Origin of the sequence: Qipengyuania sp. (assembly GCF_042095715.1) — a bacterium.
In the GTDB taxonomy this organism is placed as follows: Bacteria; Pseudomonadota; Alphaproteobacteria; order Sphingomonadales; family Sphingomonadaceae; genus Qipengyuania.
On the sequence record NZ_JBELMO010000034.1, the window covers coordinates 14,412 to 30,582 of the forward strand.

Below are 16,171 nucleotides of genomic sequence, written 5' to 3' on the forward strand. Positions count from 1 at the left end.
GGGATTGAGCGGGTCGTCGGCCATATCTTTGCGCGGTAGAGGCTGGCCGTTGCCCTCCGCCCACCAGATCGGAGGCAGGTAATGGTGCGGATTGCGAACAAGATTCTCGGACAGACCTGCGAACGACTGCTTGCGACCCCATTGCGGACATTCGAGAAGCGAGCCACACCGTGGCATGGCGCTCCCACCTTATAGCGAAATTGCTTTCCTCGTGGGCAAGGAGGTCGCACGTATCGCCTTCGAAACGTCGGGAATTCATTTTATCTGGTGGGGTGGTGGCGAAATTCACGCGATGAAGGATTTTGAGCACAAAGACCTAGATGGTGCGCGACATAAGCTGGGCGATGTGTTCCGCGACCCCCCTTCGATGCTGCCTCGACTTATTCAGCGCAAAATCGAAGGGGTTCAGGTCGAAGAGAGTGCGCTCAACTTGATATTTGATGACGGGCAGGAGCTAAGCTTCACAGCGACGGACCTTGGCGAAAATGGGCTCATCCAATTCACTGATGACCTTGCTGATGGATGGATCGTTTTTTAGCTGTCTGCTTGCCGTCCCCTTCCACCCCAATTTCTGACCTTCGATGTGATCACTCGGGTCCCGGACAGCCGCCGTCCCTGGGGGTATCTTTTGGGGTATTGCTTTTCAAAGGTTCGCCAAGTCGGCGCAACCGAGGCTGACGGTACGGCCGCCGCGTTCGCCTAACCCGGCCGACAGGATCCCCGCGCCGACCGGATACTTGCAGTCTTAAGCGAACGTGACCTTGGAGAAGGACCGCCGCGACCGCATCGCCCCGCCCACAGCACCAAAGCCGAGGATCATAAGCGCCCAAGCGGTCGGCTCCGGCACGGCTCCATTTGCCAAGGCTCCGAAACGGAAATCGTCGATGTAGAAATCTCTTCTCCCGACATCCCGGATACGAAACGTATCGAAAGACACACCGGTTAGGCCGACAAACTCCGGGGTGCGGCAGCAATCGGGATTGAAATAAGTGAAAGAGTCCACGACAACTCCGTTCAGCAGAGCCTGAAAGGTCGTGGTCTCCGAGATGTTCGACTCATATTTCAGCCCGGCAAAGGTGACGACTCCGTTGAAGACGAAGTCATAGTACGCGATGCCATTGTTTGGTCCGGTGAAATTGTCCGCATGGAGGCTCCCGAGTGAGTCCCTGTATGCTTGGCTCGCATAGATCGCGCCGCCGGAAAGGGTGACGCCTTGCGCAGCGTATTGATCGGTGATCCTGCTTCCAGGTGAGACACCGGGGTTGTTGAAGTCGATGGTGGTGAGCGCCGAGCTTGCACCTGGGTCTACGAGGACGGGCGAGGCCATCGCGGGAGCAGAGAGGTACGCTGCCGCAGCAACAGCGAGAGATATTGAAGTTTTCATGAATTTCCCCCCGAGCCGCGTAGCGTGATGCCGGGCTCTCGAATGGGTTCATAATTCTGTAATTCGAAGAAACAATCAATCTCTTCCCAAATCGTGGGCTCGTCCCAAAATGGATCGGCGATGACCGTTGATTGTGACGCGTTTCTCATCCCAATCTCGCACTTCCGAGCGACGAGGCAATGAGCCCGTCAGCCGACCGGCAGTTACGCAGGGAAGCCGCCCAAGATGCGGCAGTCCACTAACGGCCCGATTGCTGCCATCGGCTATTCGCGTAATTGTGCCCTCAATGAGAGCTCTATTCTACTTTATTGCACTGATTAGTGGAGCAGTATGTTCGCAGGAGGAGGCCTCGGAACACGAGTTGGTCATGCGGGCTGTCGAAACGGCAGTTGAGTTACCCGCTGGCGCAAGGGCGCTCGGAGAATACTCGCGCAACTATGCTTTGCCACCTGATGGGTGGGTGATGGCAGTTAATGTCATTCCCCAGCCGGCGAAGGCTCGCGAAAGCGACTACGGCTGCGAAGTCATGCTTGAGGACTTTGAGTCACGGCCATGCACTGACGCCGAGAAGGCAAAGATAGAAGACCAAGAAGGTGCGACTAGAGAGCTGTTTGGACAGGCTGACCAGTCGCGCTGGTTCGACAATTACCGTGATCTGCCGATGATCTCCGACGGTGGTTGCGATTTGATCGAGATCATCTTCAATCCCCAATCTCAGCAGAATGAAAGCACACAGTGCAACGGGGAAGCCTGACGGCAGCTTGACACCACTTCAGTCATCGGCGTCGGCTGCGTTCGAGACAACAGGGTTAGCCTTCATTCAGCGTAAGTCCTCCTCTCGGCAATCCCCACCGGGCAAGTCCAATGTACCGCAGCGGTTAAAGTGAATGCCAGACCGCGACAAACCCCAGGATGGGTTGGTCGGAGACCCTTCTCGTTTCGCATTGACAAAATGCATCATATAGGTTATATCTTTCCCGCTCTCGCCGGGCCTCAACGGCGGGAACATATTCAGCGGAGGGTACACGAAGCTGGCGTTGCCTCCGCTTTGAAAGCGTGGCCGGAGCGAAATGGGCGGAGAGTTTTTCGCGCAAACCCATCCGTAACCGCGGCGCAATGGACGTGGATGCTGGCGCGGTAGCGATCACCCGCGCGGGAAGACATGGCAGGGGCTCGCGCAAGGCAACCCTCCCCGCCATGACCGCCCTTGTGCTGCATCAGAGTTTGATCCGGGTGTGCCGATCTGGATAATCGATACCCGCTCCGGCCCCGCAATTTCGAGCCAGGCCCGCCCCACCATTCACAGTCCCACCGGATCGCCGTCATCCGCTCCCGCCAAAGTAACGGCGAGGGTCGCTGGTGGCCAACCTCCCGGCATGGCTTGTGCCGACCCGTCCTCAGCCTTGGGCGGACGATCGCAGTAGGATCCGACGGCGAAAGTCCAACAGCGCGGTGCGTTTTGGCCTGAACTTAGTGAGAACTTCCGCGCGAACTGCGACTGATTCGCGGATGCCTAGACCCGCATCGGCATCAGTACGTAGAGCGCCGGGCTGTTCTCATCCTTCCGGATCAGCGTCGGCGCGCCCGCGTCGGCCAGGTGCATCTCCACGATGTCGCTGTCGATCTGGCCGAGGATGTCCTTGAGGTAACCGGCGTTGAAGCCGATCTCCAGCGGGTCCGCGCCGTATTCGCTGGCGATTTCCTCGCTCGCGGTGCCATTGTCCGGGCTGGTAACGGTGAGGGTCACACGGTCCTTGTCGAGGCCCATCTTCACCGCGCGGGTCTTCTCCGTGGCGATGGTGGCGACACGGTCCACGCCGGCATAAAAGCTTCTGGGATCGAGCTTCAGCAGCTTGTCGTTACCGGTGGGAATCACGCGGGAGTAATCGGGGAAGGTGCCGTCGATCAGCTTGCTGGTGAGGACCACCCCGCCCTCGCCCCCCAGGGTGAAGCGAATCTTGCTGGCGGACAAATCGATGCGCACATTGCCGTCGCCCGCTTCCTCCAGCAGCTTGGCCAGTTCGCCGATGGCCTTCCGGGGCACAATCACGTCGGGCATCCCCTCGGCCCCGGCGGGGCGCGGCAGGGTGAAGCGGGCAAGCCGGTGCCCATCGGTGGCGGCGGCCTTCAGCACCGGCTGATCCTCGTCCGAAACGTGGAAGAAGATGCCGTTGAGATAGTAGCGGGTTTCCTCGGTCGAGATCGCGAAGCGGGTACGCGCGATCAGCTCGGCCAGGGTCTTGGCAGGCAGTTCGAAGCTGGTCGGCAGATCGCCTTCGACGATGACGGGGAAGTCGTCACGCGGCAGGGTGGGCAGCTGGAACCGGCTGCGCCCGGCCTTGATGGTCATGCGGTTGTCGCTGACCTCCAGGCTGACCTGACTGCCTTCGGGCAGCTTGCGGGCGATATCGAACAGCAGGTGCGCCGAAACGGTTACCGCGCCGGGCGTATCGACCCCGGCTGCACTCATGTGCTCCACCACCTGCAGGTCGAGGTCGGTCGCCATCACCTTGAGATCTCCATCCGATCCGGCTTCGATCAGCACGTTGGACAGGATGGGGATGGTGTTGCGGCGCTCCACCACGGACTGGACGTGGGAGAGGCAGCGCAGCAGCGTCGCGCGTTCGATAGTGGCCTTCATGGGTGGTCTCTTGCCCTCCAAAGGCGCGGGTTTGGCCGGAATCGCCCACCCAGCGCCGGAATTTCGTCAGGGAACCTTAGCCATGCTGCCATCCCCTGCAAGGCTTGCGGCGCAGGAGGCTCAATTGCTTGGGGATAATCCCCTTTGCAAAAGGCTCCGCATCGATCCGGTCAGGACAGCATCGCCATGCCGCCATTCACATGCAGCGTCTGCCCGGTGACATAGGCGGCTTCCTTGCTCGCCAGAAAGGCAACGGCGGCGCCGATCTCCTCGCCCTCACCCATCCGGCCGGCGGGGATTCGGGCGTTGAGCGCGTCCTTCTGCGCATCGGGCAGGACGTCGGTCATGGCGGTGCGGATGAAACCGGGGGCGACGCAATTGGCGGTGATGCCGCGGCTCGCCAGCTCCTGCGCCAGGCTCTTGGTCATGCCCGTGAGGCCGGCCTTCGCAGCGGCATAGTTCATCTGGCCGGGGTTGCCGGTGGCGCCGACCACGCTGGTGACGGACACGATGCGGCCAAAGCGTGCCTTCATCATGGGCCGCGCGGCGGCGCGCATCAGGCGGAAGGCAGCCTCGAGGTTTATGCGGATGACCTCGTCCCACTCCTCGTCCTTCATCCGCATGGCGAGATTGTCGCGCGTGATGCCGGCGTTGTTGACCAGGATGTCCAGCTTGCCCAGCGTATCGATCGCCGCGGGAACCAGCTCCTCCACCTGCGTGGTGTTGGACAGGTCGCAGGTGATCTCGACATGATCGCCCCCGATCTCCTGGTTGAGCTGTTCACGGAAGGCGCGCAGCTTGGCGCCGTTGGAGCCGGACAGGGCCAGCCGCGCGCCCTGCCCCGCCAGCGCGCGGGCAATGGAGGAACCGATCCCGCCGCTCGCCCCGGTGACGAGTGCGGTCATTCCGGTGAGATCGAACATCACGCGTTCTCCTTCGCGAAGGCTTCGAGGTCTTCCATGGTCACCAGGCTGGTGGTCTTCGCATCGGGCGCGATGCGGCCGATCATCGGGGCCAGCACCTTGCCACCCACCTCCACGAAATGCTCCACACCGTCATCGACCATGGCGAGCACGCTCTCGCGCCACCGCACACGGCCGGTGACCTGTTCGACGAGCAGTTCCTGCTCCTCGGCCGGATCGGTGACCTTGCCAGCGGTGACATTGGCATAGAGAGGTACGGTAAATTCTTTGGGTGGATTGTCGCCCAGCGCCATCTTCATGCGCAGCGCCGCGGGCTGCATCAGCGAGCAGTGAAACGGAGCGGAAACAGGCAGTTTGATGCCGCGCTTGATCCCGTGGTCCTTCGCCATTGCGATGGCACGGTCGATCGCCTCGCGATGCCCGGAAATTACGACCTGCGTCGGATCGTTGTCGTTGGCAATCTCGCAAACCTGGCCCTCTGCCGCCGCTTCAGCAAGCACAGTCGCCTTGTCGATATCGGCGCCCAGCAAGGCCGCCATCGCGCCCACCCCGATAGGCACGGCATCCTGCATGGCGATGCCGCGCAATCTCAGCAGCTTGGCCGTCGCGGTAAGGCCAAAGGAGTCTGCGGCGCACAATGCGCTGTATTCGCCCAGCGAGTGCCCGGCGACGGCGCCCGCCGCGTTCTCCAGCGAGAGGCCGAAGTCCTTCTCCAGGACACGCAGCGTGGCGATGGAATTGGCCATGATGGCGGGCTGCGCGTTGGACGTCAGCGTCAATTCCGATTCGGGGCCGTCGCGCATCACGGCGGAAAGCTTCTGCTTCAGCGCCTCGTCAACCTCTTCAAAGACGTGCCGCGCGTGTTCGCTGGCTTGTGCAAGGTCGGCCCCCATACCGAGTTTCTGGCTCCCCTGCCCGGGGAAGACGAAGGCAATCATACATCTCTCCAATCGCGTTGGAGGCCGCTTATGCCCCGTGGGGAGTGCGGGCAAGGCCGAAGGGGACTATCCTGTTGGAAGCGGTGTGCCCGATCGCAGCCCGCCCGAGATAAGGCACCCCCGCCCGCCGGCACCAGGACTTCGCGATATTCTCTATGCTCTGGCCAAAGGGCCGGTCGTTCTCCGGCACCGCCGTCACTTCGCCCAGGCGCAGTCCGGCAAGGGTCGAAAGCAGCGGGGACAGATGGAAGAACAGGCGGTCGATCGCATAGAGATGCTCGGCCACCTCCTCCACGATCAGGACATGCCCGGTGAGGTCAGGCATGAAAGGCGTACCCGCCAGCATGGCGAGCGTGGTGAGGTTGAAGGCGGCGACTGGACCATCGCCCAGATCGGGCTCGATCCCACTTCCCTCGCCTGCCAACCAGGCCAGCGATCGCCCAACGGCCACTTCCCCGCCCTCGCGCTTGATATCGAGCGGCATAGGGGCATGGACCGGTGCGCCGATGCCGTTGCGGTAGAGCGCACCGAGCAGAAATCCGCAGTCCGAATATCCGAGGAAGCTCTTGCGCCCCGCATGGGCGTTCAGGGAACCGATCGCTGGATCGAGGATCCGGTTGGAGCCATAACCGCCCTTCGCGAACCAGACTGCATCGCTTCCCGGATCGTTCGCGCACTCGAGGAATGCGGACATGCGCATCGTGTCCGGACCGGCGAAGTGGCCCTCCTGGGCGAAGCACTGTTCATGGAAGCTCAGCTCAAGCTCGGGAAACTCAGCCGCGGCGAGCGCCGACACGGCCTGCGCCTGTTCGCGCGTGATGGGGGTCGCCGGGGCGCAGATCGCGATGCGTATGCTCACACGCAAAGCCCTAGCGCGCTTGCAAGGGCGGACACAACGCAATAGCGCCCATGATATGAACGACTTCCCCAGCCCAGAGGAGCTGTTGGCGCGCCCGTTCTTTTTCGTCGGCATCGGCGGATCGGGCATGCTGCCATTGGCGCAAATCCTGAAAGCCCGCGGCGCCCAAGTCGAAGGGTCAGACCGTAGCTTCGATCAAGGCCGCACGCCCGAGAAATTTGCGGCGCTGGAAGGCGCCGGATTCGTCATGCATCCGCAAGACGGCAGCGGCATCGTGTCGCCCGATCAGGTCGTCGTCGCGAGCGCGGCTATCGAGGATAGCGTACCGGAAATCGCGCGCGCCAGTGAATTCGGGTGTCTGCGCATGACACGCGCCGAACTGAATTCCATCCTGTTCAACACGGCCGGCGCGGGGATCGCGGTGGCGGGCACCAGCGGCAAATCGACCGTGACCGGCATGCTCGGTTGGATCCTGAGCGCGCGCGGCCGCGATCCGACAATCATGAACGGCGCGGTGATGAAGAACTTCATCAGCGCGGATCGGCCCGTGGCGAGCGCGGTCGCCGGCGGCCAAAGTCTCTACGTGAGCGAGGTGGACGAAAGCGATGGGTCCATCGCGCTCTACCGCCCGGCAGTCGGCGTCTTGCTCAACGTCAGCCTCGACCACATGGGGATGGAAGAATTGAGAGCGCTTTTCGGCGCCTATCTCGCGCGCAGCCGGATCGGCGTGGTGAACGCTGACGATCCGGAGGCGATCGCTTTGCTCCGCCACGCAAACGACGCCATCACTTTCGGTGTCGATCAGGAATTGGCCCAGATCGGCATTGTATCCGGGAGCATCGCCGAAGGCCCCGTCCGGCAAGCCGCCATGGTGGTGGACCGGCACGAAGGCGGCGAATATCCGCTCCGTCTGGCACTGCCAGGAAGGCACAATCTTTCCAACGCCCTGGCGGCGATTGCGGGAGCAGCCGCGGCGGGAATCCCGGTCGGGGCTGCAGTGGAGGCGCTTGCGGGATTCGAAGGGCTCGCACGCCGGTTCGACATCGTTGGCACGACCCATTCGTTGATCACGGTAATCGACGACTTCGGCCACAACCCGGAAAAATGCGCCGCCACATTACGGACGTTGAAAGCGCATCCCGGTCGCGTCATCGCCTTCTTCCAGCCCCACGGCTATGGGCCGCTGCGCCAGATGGGTGCGGAGCTTGCCGAAACGCTCGCCCGCGAGCTCGATCCCGACGATATGGTGATCCTTTCCGATCCGGTGTATTTCGGCGGCACGGCCGATCGCACCGAGGGCAGCGCGAGGATCGTGGAGCTGATCAGGGAGCACGGCGGCAGGGCCGAGCACATACCCACGCGCAAGGCCGTGGGCGACAGGTTGACCAATCTGGCGGGTCCGGGTGACCGCATCGTCATCATGGGTGCCAGGGACGATACGTTGAGCGCGTTCGCGCAAGAGCTGCTTGCTCGGCTCGACTGACAGGTCAGGTGATCGGAACCGAGTCGGCTTCAACGATAACGACCCTGTTTCGACCTGCCGCCTTGGCACGATAAAGCGCCTGATCGGCATCCGAATAAGCTACGTGCATGAGCTGGCCGTATCCGATGACCGCCCCGATGCTGATCGTGATGGGGGGCATATCGGGGGCGCCATTGTTTTCTCCGCCTTTCTCGATGGCGGCCCGCAGGCGCTCTGCGGCATTCTCCATGGCCGTCTCCGTCTCCGCCCGGCAGACTACGGCAAACTCTTCGCCGCCCAAGCGATAGACCTGACATTCGCCTCTCTTTCCCGCGCTCTTCTCCAGGATCCTGGCGGCGCGGATAAGCACGCCGTCGCCCCGCTGGTGCCCATAGGTGTCGTTGACAGCCTTGAAGCGATCGATATCGGCGAGCAGCAGCGCTCTCCCGGATGGCAATCGCCGGTGCTGGTCGAAGGCGCGCCTGTTGAGAAGGCCGGTCAAGCCATCGGTATTGGCCATGGTGTCGAGTTGCTGCGCGCGTAAATGGGCGCGATCGCGTTCCGCCTTGATGATCATAAACCGATCGCCGACAGCCGCCGAAGTTCCAATCACCAGAACCACGAGCGCGCAGTAAATCGTGTTGTCCAATATTGAGAAAAACGGGTACCCTGAGAGGCTGGAGACGACCTGCATCAGCCCCGCGACCACAAACCCGAAGTACGCGACTGTCAGGAAACTCGCTACCCTGCTTCCCCGGCGGATGGCGGTGCTCAGCATGGCGATGGCCATTGCAATGACAGGCAACACGCTGATCAGATACATATCGATGATCCGCCCGCGCAGGATCTCGAAATCAAAGAGCATCACGACCGCAAGACTAAGGTTCGCAAGGGCAGCGGCCGAAAGGAACCGTGCGATACGTGCCGGTACCGCGCCGGGCTCCAAGATCAGAAGCGAGAAACGCACCAGGCTGACGACGGCCATCGAAATCGCGATGAAAATCAAAGGAAACCTGATCTGGTTGGGAAATTCCGGCCAGATCAGCAGGACCAGCCCGGAATTGAACAGGACGTAAACCAACGTCCCCGCCGTCATAATCATATGCCAGATGATGAATTGCGTCTTCAGCACGCGGTAGAAAAGTACGTCGTATACCATCGGGCCCATCAGCAAGCCGCAGATCAGGATATATAAGAGGGTGTGGATATAATTCAGGCGGGATGCGGCCTCGAAGCCCACAAGTTCCATGCGCTCGAAAACCGCGGATGATTGCGGCCGCTCCACCACCAGATCGATCGTGGCAAGCGGTGATGTGCTCTCTGGCACGGGGATCCAGAAATTGCCGTTGGCATCCCAGTTGCGTGCGGTCATTTGCGTGTCGACGGTAACCGTATTTGCTTTACCGTCGGCGTAACCGAAACGGACCAGCATGGAATCGAAACTGGTCGGGTCCGTTTGCAGAACGATCTCGCCCGGGGGCAATTCTCCCATACGCTGGACATAGCTGCGGCTCCGGACGAAACGCTCGCGTCTGTCAAAGCGGTCGCCTCCGCAGTCGAGGTGCGATTCCGGAATTGCGAGCGCATCCGCAGCGGTTGCCGCGCCGCCGCTGCAACTTTCCTCTACAAGGGAATAGGCACGCGGAGGTGCGGGGGGTGCCATCGAAAACCACGTCACTGTCGCGATGGCAAGCGCAGCCAGCACGATCAGGCGCAAGTTCCCCACCGATCCGTCCCCTGCCCGCCGTTTCTGCGGCCCCGTGCCTGCAGAAAGGGTAAACTACGCCAAACCTTCTAAATTCGTTGTAAAGACATTTTAATCGCAGAACCCGAAATAAATCAATGGGCGCGGCGACCTGGAAGGGGGACAAAATGGAGCGCCGCGGCCAGGACTGCGCCGAGCGCCAGGCCAACCAGGGCAGACACTACTGCGCCGGCAAGCCAGCCGAACACACCGCCCAGCGCGCCGGTCGCTTGTGCAAGCGTATGCTGCGCGCCTTCGCTCCACCCGGACAGCAAGTGGAATCCAAGCTCATGCAGCCCGTGGATGATTATTCCCCCGCCCACCCAAAGCATCGCGACGGTCCCGACGGTAGATAGCACGGTAAGCACCCGAGGCATACCAGACACCAGTGCGCGGCCCACGCTCTGCGTGAAGTCAGATGACTGCTTCGCCAGGTGAAGGCCGATATCGTCCATCTTCACGATCAGCGCTACGCTCCCGTACACCACCAAGGTGATGAGGATGCCCACGACTGCGAGCACGCCGATCCGGGTAACCAGGGTTTCAGCAGAGACCTCGTTAAGGGTGATTGCCATGATTTCGGCCGACAGGATCAGATCGGTACGGATGGCCCCGGCCATGCGGGCTTTTTCGAATGCGACCGGATCTTCGATCTCATCTTCCAGGGTCTTGCCCTGTTTTTTTCCGCCCAGCTTCTCGATGACCTTTTCTGCGCCCTCGAAGCTCAGGAACGCGCCGCCCAGCATTAGCAAGGGCGTAACAGCCCAAGGCAGAAATTCGCTCAGCAGGATCGCAACAGGAAGAAGGATCAGCAGCTTGTTCTTCAAACTGCCCTTGGTGATGCCCCAGATCAGTGGCAATTCGCGCGCCGGTTCCAGGCCGGTGACGTAGGACGGCGTCACCGCTGCGTCGTCGATCACCACCCCTGCGGCCTTCGAACCTGCCTTGCTGGCGGCCACGCCCACATCGTCAATTGAGGCGGCCGCAGCCCGGGCGATCACCGCCACATCGTCAAGCAAGGCTACCAAACCACCCGGCATTCGCGTATTCCCCGCAAACTGAAAAGCTGGCCCTGCCCGCCAAGGGCGCCGACGACAAGGCTTGCATTTTCTCCATTCCCCGTTATTTGGCCGCGTTCCCTGCCTGTGGCGCGCGTAAGACGCTCGCAAGCGGGTTTCGAAGAAGGCCGGAGGGGCAAACCGCGATCCGCGCGGCAAGTCAGCGATCGGCAGTGTGAAAGGACCAAGGAACATGGCTCTATACGAGCATGTCTTTTTGGCGCGCCAGGATCTGAGCCAGGCTCAGGTCGACCAGTTGGCCGCCACCGCAACGGAAATCGTGGAAGCGAACGAAGGCAAGGTCACCAAGACGGAGACCTGGGGCCTGAAGAGCCTCGCCTACAAGATCGACCGTAACCGCAAGGCGCATTTCGTGATGCTCAACATCGAGGGCCCCGGAGCCGTCGTTGCCGAGCTGGAGCGCCAGACCCGTATCAATGAAGACGTCATCCGTTACATGACCATCCGTGTCGACGAGCACGAGAGCGGCCCCAGCGTGATGATGCGCAAGAACGAGCGCGACCGTAAGCGCCGTGAAGCCCGTGAGGAGCGCGACTGATGGCCCGCCCGTTTTTCCGCCGCCGCAAGTCCTGCCCGTTCGCCGGCAAGGATGCTCCCCAGATCGACTACAAGGACGTGCGCCTGCTCCAGGGGTTCATCTCCGAGCGCGGCAAGATCGTGCCGAGCCGCATCACCGCCGTCAGCGCCAAGAAGCAGCGCGAGCTCGCCCAGGCGATCAAGCGTGCACGCCAGATCGGCCTGCTTCCGTATATCGTGAAGTAAGAGGAGAAGAGACATGGACATCATCCTCCTCGAACGTATCGAGAAACTGGGCACCATTGGCGACGTCGTAACCGTCAAGGACGGCTATGCCCGCAACTTCCTGCTCCCGCAGAAGAAGGCGCTGCGCGCCAACGACGCCAACAAGAAGGTGTTCGAGGCCAACCGCGACCGCCTGGAAAAGGAAAATGCTGAGCGTCGCTCGGATGCCGAGAAGCAGGGCGAGAAGGTCGACGGCGCCGAGGTCGTTCTGATCCGTGCCTCGTCGAACGCAGGCCAGCTCTACGGTTCGGTCAACGTCCGCGACATCGTCTCTGGCCTTACAGAGCAGGGCTACGACGTCGACAAGAAGCAGGTCATCATGGGCCACCCGATCAAGGCGATCGGCATGCACGACGTGACCGTCGCCCTCCACCCGGAAGTCCGGGTGACGGTGAAGGCCAATGTCGCTCGTTCGGAAGACGAGGCCGAGCTGCAACGCCAGGGCGTCGACGTGCTGGCGCAGATGTTCGAAGAAGAACAGGCGCAGATCGAGGAACAGGCCGCGGCCAACCGCACGAACGCGAATCTCGAGCCGGGCGAAATCCCCGCCGAGCTCTTCGAGGATGGCGTGACCGCGTCGGAGGACGAAACCGCAGACTAAGCGGTTCCTTCCACCTTCATTACAAAGGGCGCGGGCGGCTTGATGCTTCCCGCGCCCTTTTTACAAACAGGCTCCGTCATGGCAGGGCCTGTCACCACACCAGAACAGAGCTGCGCCAAAGGAGCCCCGATGGAATCGATCGAAACAAGTCTCGACAAACTGCAATCCGTCTATGACGCCGCAGTCCAGCGCCTGCGCGAAGACGTGCTCGCCTATGGCCGCGACAAGAGCCTGCCGCCCAGCGAGCGACGCCGCGATGGGTCCTACACCTATCCCGAGCTGCGGCTCCGCTATCGCGGCGGTGAGCAGCCGGCCAACCGCGGTCGCGCCTTCGGACGCCTCAATTCCGCCGGCCTCTACACCACCACGATCACCCGCCCCCATCTGTTCCGCGACTACCTTTCGGAACAGCTGGAGCTGCTGGACCAGAACTACGAGGTGGAATTCGAGGTCGGCACCAGCGCGCAGGAGATCCCCTTTCCCTATGTCCTCGATGGTGAGGCAGGCGCCGAGCTGGCGGGGGTCGATCCGACCGAAATCGCCCGCCACTTCCCCTCCACCGAACTCGCGCTCATCGGCGACGAGCTGGCTGACGGAATCGTGCTGGAAGACCCGGAGGACCCCATCCCCTTGTCCCTGTTCGACGCGTTGCGCACGGACTTCAGCCTGGCGCGCCTGGCCCACTACACCGGGACCAGTCCCGACCATTTCCAGCGCTTCGTGCTGTTCACCAACTACCACCGCTATGTCGATGAATTCGTCGATTGGGCCGGCAAGCAGCTGGGCAACGATGGCTGCACCGCGCTGGCCGGAGCGGGCGGACTCTACATCACCGAGCGGACCGAAGATGCCCGGGCGCAGCTTTCGGACACCGCCTGGCGGCGCCACCAGATGCCGGCCTATCACCTGATCGGGGAGAACCACGGCGGGATCACCCTGGTGAACATCGGTGTGGGCCCGTCCAACGCCAAGACGATCTGCGATCACCTGGCCGTGCTACGCCCTGAAGCATGGCTGATGATCGGGCACTGCGGCGGGTTGCGGCCCAGTCAGAAGATCGGTGATTATGTCCTCGCCCACGCCTATCTGCGGGACGATCACGTTCTCGACCCCGTCCTGCCGCCCGAGATCCCCCTCCCCGCCATTGCCGAGGTGCAGCAGGCGCTCGCCGTGGCAAGCGAAATGGTTTCCGGTGAACATGGGAGCAATCTCAAGAACCGGATGCGGACCGGCACGGTGGTGACCACGGACGACCGCAACTGGGAGCTGCGCTACACCAGCAGCGCGCGCCGCATGAGCCTCAGCCGCGCGGTAGGCGTGGACATGGAAAGCGCCACGATTGCGGGTCAGGGCTATCGCTTCCGCGTTCCTTACGGCACGCTCCTGTGCGTCAGCGATAAGCCACTGCATGGCGAGATCAAGCTGCCGGGACAGGCGAACAAGTTCTACGAAGAGGCGATCGCAGCACATCTCCAGATCGGGGTGACGGCATGCAAGCTGCTGCGCGAAGAAGGCCCGCGCCTGCACAGTCGTAAGCTGCGTGCGTTCAACGAGCCGCCGTTCCGATGAAATCGACCGGAAGCAGATAGGGCTCTTTTCGCAGTCAAGTTCGCGGCGCGTAAGTGCGGGCCGCCCCTCGCAAAGGAAGACTTACCAGTATTCTGACGAGTTCCCTTCTTACGAAGTGGGCTCGTCCTTGGTTTGAACCGCAATACGCATTGCCGATTGCGCTTGTCCCCTAGTGGGACGTTCCCCTAGCCGTAACCTCCTTGTCTAGGCCGCAATTTACGATAAAGTTTTACCATCGGCGGACCGAGTCTCGCGCCGATCAATGGGGGATCTCGTAATGAAGAAAGTTTCACGTGCACTTCTCGCAACAGCCGCATTCTGCATCTCGGGCGGTGCGAACGCGGCGATCACGGTTTTCACTACGCAAGGTAGTTTTAACAGCGCAGTTACCGGTGCTCAGGTCGACACCTTCAACGACCTATTCTCACAAAATTACAACTCTCCGCTGAACCGCACAGTGGGGGCCTACGGCTATCAGATTTCCGCGGCCGATGGTCTGTTTCCGGGTAGTGATGCTGGCAACATTTTCATATCAACCAATCGGGCGACGAACCCCCTCGTTTTTTCAAATTTCACCGGGGGTGTTTCCGCTATCGGCGGTTTCTTTTTCGGGTCTGACATCAGCGGTTCACCGTCGTTTGCGAGCGCAATTACGCTGACCGTAACGGACAACACGGGCAGCGTCATCGAGGTCATCCTAAATCCCAACACCTCCAGCTTCCGCGGCTTCACGTCCACTGGAACGATTACCTCGCTCAGCGCCTCGACAACTCAGCCATCGTCCGGGTTTGTATGGCCTTCAGCCGACAATTTGACCCTGGCACAAGCAGTCGCAGGCGCTGTTCCCGAGCCGGGAACTTGGGCAATGATGATTCTGGGCTTTGGTGTCCTGGGCACGGCAATGCGCCGCCGGAAAGGGTCGGCCGCAAACCTTCGCCTTGCCTAAAGTTTATCTTGCGTTTCACGAAAGTCGCCGGTCCATGGGCCGGCGGCTTTCTAACAAGGTTTTATACTGAGCAAAAACGCACATTCAAAAAGCGCACTTTTCAAACCGGAGAAAAAACCGGTTCGATCAGCCTATTGGCGCCCTTCTCCATCCGAAATGAGGCCAGTTACTGATTGGCCAAAATTATCCCGCGCCCTTGGTCTTCGTCTTGCCGGATTTCGCATGGGTGGCGATGAAATCGATGATCATGCCAGCCACATCCTTGCCGGTGGCGGCCTCGATTCCCTCCAGTCCGGGGGACGAATTGACCTCCATGATAACGGGGCCGTGATTGCTGCGAAGCATGTCCACGCCGCACACATTCAGTCCCATGTGTTTGGCCGCACGGACAGCCGTGCTGCGTTCTTCGGGCGTGATCTTTATGAGCTGCGCGCTGCCACCGCGGTGAAGATTGCTGCGAAAGTCGTCGGCCGCACCGGTGCGCTTCATCGCCGCCACCACCTTGCCGCCGATGACGAAAGCGCGGATGTCGGTGCCGCCGGCTTCCTTGATGAACTCCTGAACCAGAATGTTTACATTGGCGCCGCGAAAGGCCTCGATGACCGACTTGGCGCTGCTCATGGTCTCGGCCAGCACCACGCCAATTCCCTGTGTGCCTTCCAGCAGCTTGATCACCACCGGCGGGCCGTTGACCGCCTTGATGATCGATTCCGCTGCACCCGGATCGTTGGCATAAGCGGTAAGCGGCAATCCCAGGCCATGTTTGGCGAAGATCTGCATCGAACGCAGCTTGTCGCGGCTGCGACCGATGGCGACGCTTTCGTTGAGGGACCACACTCCGCCCATTTCGAGCTGGCGCAGGATGGCCAATCCATAATTGGTAATTGACGCGCCGATGCGCGGGATAACGGCCTCGTATCCGGTGACCGTCTCACCATTGTAGACGAGGGTCGGACGATGGCTGGCGATGTTGACGGTGCAGCGGGTGGTGTTGAGAATGTCGAGCGAATGCCCCCGCCCCTCCGCCGCCTCCACCAGGCGCCGATGCGAATAAAGCTTCGCGTTACGCGCTAGCATGGCGATTTTCATGGCCGAATTCTCATGGTTTGTGCCCTTCAACGGGTTTGCGCCCCGGCGTCTGGAGCCAGCTATGGCCCGAGTCGACGACGAAGCGCCTCCTAAGCGAAGATCGCCCGATGAGCATCGGAAATCGCATGTCCGATC

16 protein-coding genes are annotated in these 16,171 nt (G+C 61.4%); 8 read left to right on the forward strand and 8 right to left on the reverse strand.

The window, feature by feature from the left end; translation table 11 throughout:
• Positions 1 to 175 precede the first annotated feature (175 nt).
• Complete coding sequence (locus ACFDTG_RS09490; RefSeq protein WP_375290787.1) at positions 176 to 538, forward strand: hypothetical protein; 363 nt, start codon at positions 176 to 178, stop codon at positions 536 to 538.
• A 207-nt stretch (positions 539 to 745) separates the two neighbouring features.
• On the opposite strand, the gene ACFDTG_RS09495 is transcribed toward ACFDTG_RS09490, so the two are convergent.
• Complete coding sequence (locus ACFDTG_RS09495; RefSeq protein ID WP_375290788.1) at positions 746 to 1,384, reverse strand: PEPxxWA-CTERM sorting domain-containing protein; 639 nt, start codon at positions 1,382 to 1,384, stop codon at positions 746 to 748.
• A 286-nt stretch (positions 1,385 to 1,670) separates the two neighbouring features.
• Here ACFDTG_RS09495 and ACFDTG_RS09500 point away from each other — a divergent pair, with 286 nt between their 5' ends.
• Entirely contained in the window at positions 1,671 to 2,138 is a 468-nt protein-coding gene (locus ACFDTG_RS09500) for a hypothetical protein (protein ID WP_375290789.1), read from the forward strand.
• A 759-nt stretch (positions 2,139 to 2,897) separates the two neighbouring features.
• On the opposite strand, the gene dnaN is transcribed toward ACFDTG_RS09500, so the two are convergent.
• The 4 genes from dnaN to ACFDTG_RS09520 all read right to left on the reverse strand — a co-directional run bounded on the left by dnaN (position 2,898) and on the right by ACFDTG_RS09520 (position 6,745).
• Positions 2,898 to 4,025, reverse strand: coding sequence for a DNA polymerase III subunit beta (gene dnaN / locus ACFDTG_RS09505; RefSeq protein WP_375290790.1), 1,128 nt, complete (start codon positions 4,023 to 4,025; stop codon positions 2,898 to 2,900).
• 170 nt (positions 4,026 to 4,195) lie between these two features.
• Entirely contained in the window at positions 4,196 to 4,948 is a 753-nt protein-coding gene (gene fabG / locus ACFDTG_RS09510; protein ID WP_375290792.1) for a 3-oxoacyl-[acyl-carrier-protein] reductase, read from the reverse strand.
• Positions 4,948 to 5,886, reverse strand: coding sequence for an ACP S-malonyltransferase (gene fabD / locus ACFDTG_RS09515; protein WP_375290793.1), 939 nt, complete (start codon positions 5,884 to 5,886; stop codon positions 4,948 to 4,950). The genes fabG and fabD overlap by 1 nt, the downstream gene beginning before the upstream one ends.
• Positions 5,887 to 5,914: 28 nt before the next feature.
• Positions 5,915 to 6,745: an LD-carboxypeptidase gene (locus tag ACFDTG_RS09520; protein ID WP_375290794.1), complete on the reverse strand. Its 831-nt coding sequence runs from the start codon at positions 6,743 to 6,745 to the stop codon at positions 5,915 to 5,917.
• A gap of 55 nt (positions 6,746 to 6,800) precedes the next feature.
• Between ACFDTG_RS09520 and ACFDTG_RS09525 the strand changes: the two genes are divergently transcribed.
• Positions 6,801 to 8,228 carry a glutamate ligase domain-containing protein gene (locus ACFDTG_RS09525; protein WP_375290795.1) on the forward strand — a complete coding sequence of 476 codons (1,428 nt, stop codon included), beginning with the start codon at positions 6,801 to 6,803 and terminating at the stop codon, positions 8,226 to 8,228.
• 4 nt (positions 8,229 to 8,232) lie between these two features.
• Here the strand turns inward: ACFDTG_RS09525 and ACFDTG_RS09530 are convergent, their stop codons facing one another.
• Positions 8,233 to 9,933 (reverse strand): diguanylate cyclase, encoded by a 1,701-nt coding sequence (locus ACFDTG_RS09530; RefSeq protein ID WP_375290797.1) that lies wholly within the window; start codon positions 9,931 to 9,933, stop codon positions 8,233 to 8,235.
• Between the two features lie 113 nt (positions 9,934 to 10,046).
• Complete coding sequence (locus tag ACFDTG_RS09535; protein WP_375290798.1) at positions 10,047 to 10,991, reverse strand: DUF808 domain-containing protein; 945 nt, start codon at positions 10,989 to 10,991, stop codon at positions 10,047 to 10,049.
• Between the two features lie 211 nt (positions 10,992 to 11,202).
• On the opposite strand from ACFDTG_RS09535, the gene rpsF reads away from it, so the two are divergent.
• The 5 genes from rpsF (at position 11,203) to ACFDTG_RS09560 (ending at position 14,947) form a co-directional block, all read left to right on the forward strand.
• Positions 11,203 to 11,568, forward strand: a complete 366-nt coding sequence (gene rpsF / locus ACFDTG_RS09540) for a 30S ribosomal protein S6 (RefSeq protein ID WP_375290799.1) — start codon at positions 11,203 to 11,205, stop codon at positions 11,566 to 11,568.
• Positions 11,568 to 11,792, forward strand: coding sequence for a 30S ribosomal protein S18 (rpsR, locus tag ACFDTG_RS09545; protein WP_375290800.1), 225 nt, complete (start codon positions 11,568 to 11,570; stop codon positions 11,790 to 11,792). The genes rpsF and rpsR overlap by 1 nt, the downstream gene beginning before the upstream one ends.
• Positions 11,793 to 11,805: 13 nt before the next feature.
• Positions 11,806 to 12,432: a 50S ribosomal protein L9 gene (gene rplI / locus ACFDTG_RS09550; protein ID WP_375290801.1), complete on the forward strand. Its 627-nt coding sequence runs from the start codon at positions 11,806 to 11,808 to the stop codon at positions 12,430 to 12,432.
• 129 nt (positions 12,433 to 12,561) lie between these two features.
• Positions 12,562 to 14,001: an AMP nucleosidase gene (locus ACFDTG_RS09555; RefSeq protein WP_375290802.1), complete on the forward strand. Its 1,440-nt coding sequence runs from the start codon at positions 12,562 to 12,564 to the stop codon at positions 13,999 to 14,001.
• Positions 14,002 to 14,278: 277 nt separating this feature from the next.
• Positions 14,279 to 14,947, forward strand: coding sequence for a PEPxxWA-CTERM sorting domain-containing protein (locus ACFDTG_RS09560; RefSeq protein ID WP_375290803.1), 669 nt, complete (start codon positions 14,279 to 14,281; stop codon positions 14,945 to 14,947).
• A gap of 183 nt (positions 14,948 to 15,130) precedes the next feature.
• On the opposite strand, the gene rimK is transcribed toward ACFDTG_RS09560, so the two are convergent.
• Positions 15,131 to 16,036, reverse strand: a complete 906-nt coding sequence (gene rimK / locus ACFDTG_RS09565; RefSeq protein ID WP_375290804.1) for a 30S ribosomal protein S6--L-glutamate ligase — start codon at positions 16,034 to 16,036, stop codon at positions 15,131 to 15,133.
• Positions 16,037 to 16,171 lie beyond the last annotated feature (135 nt).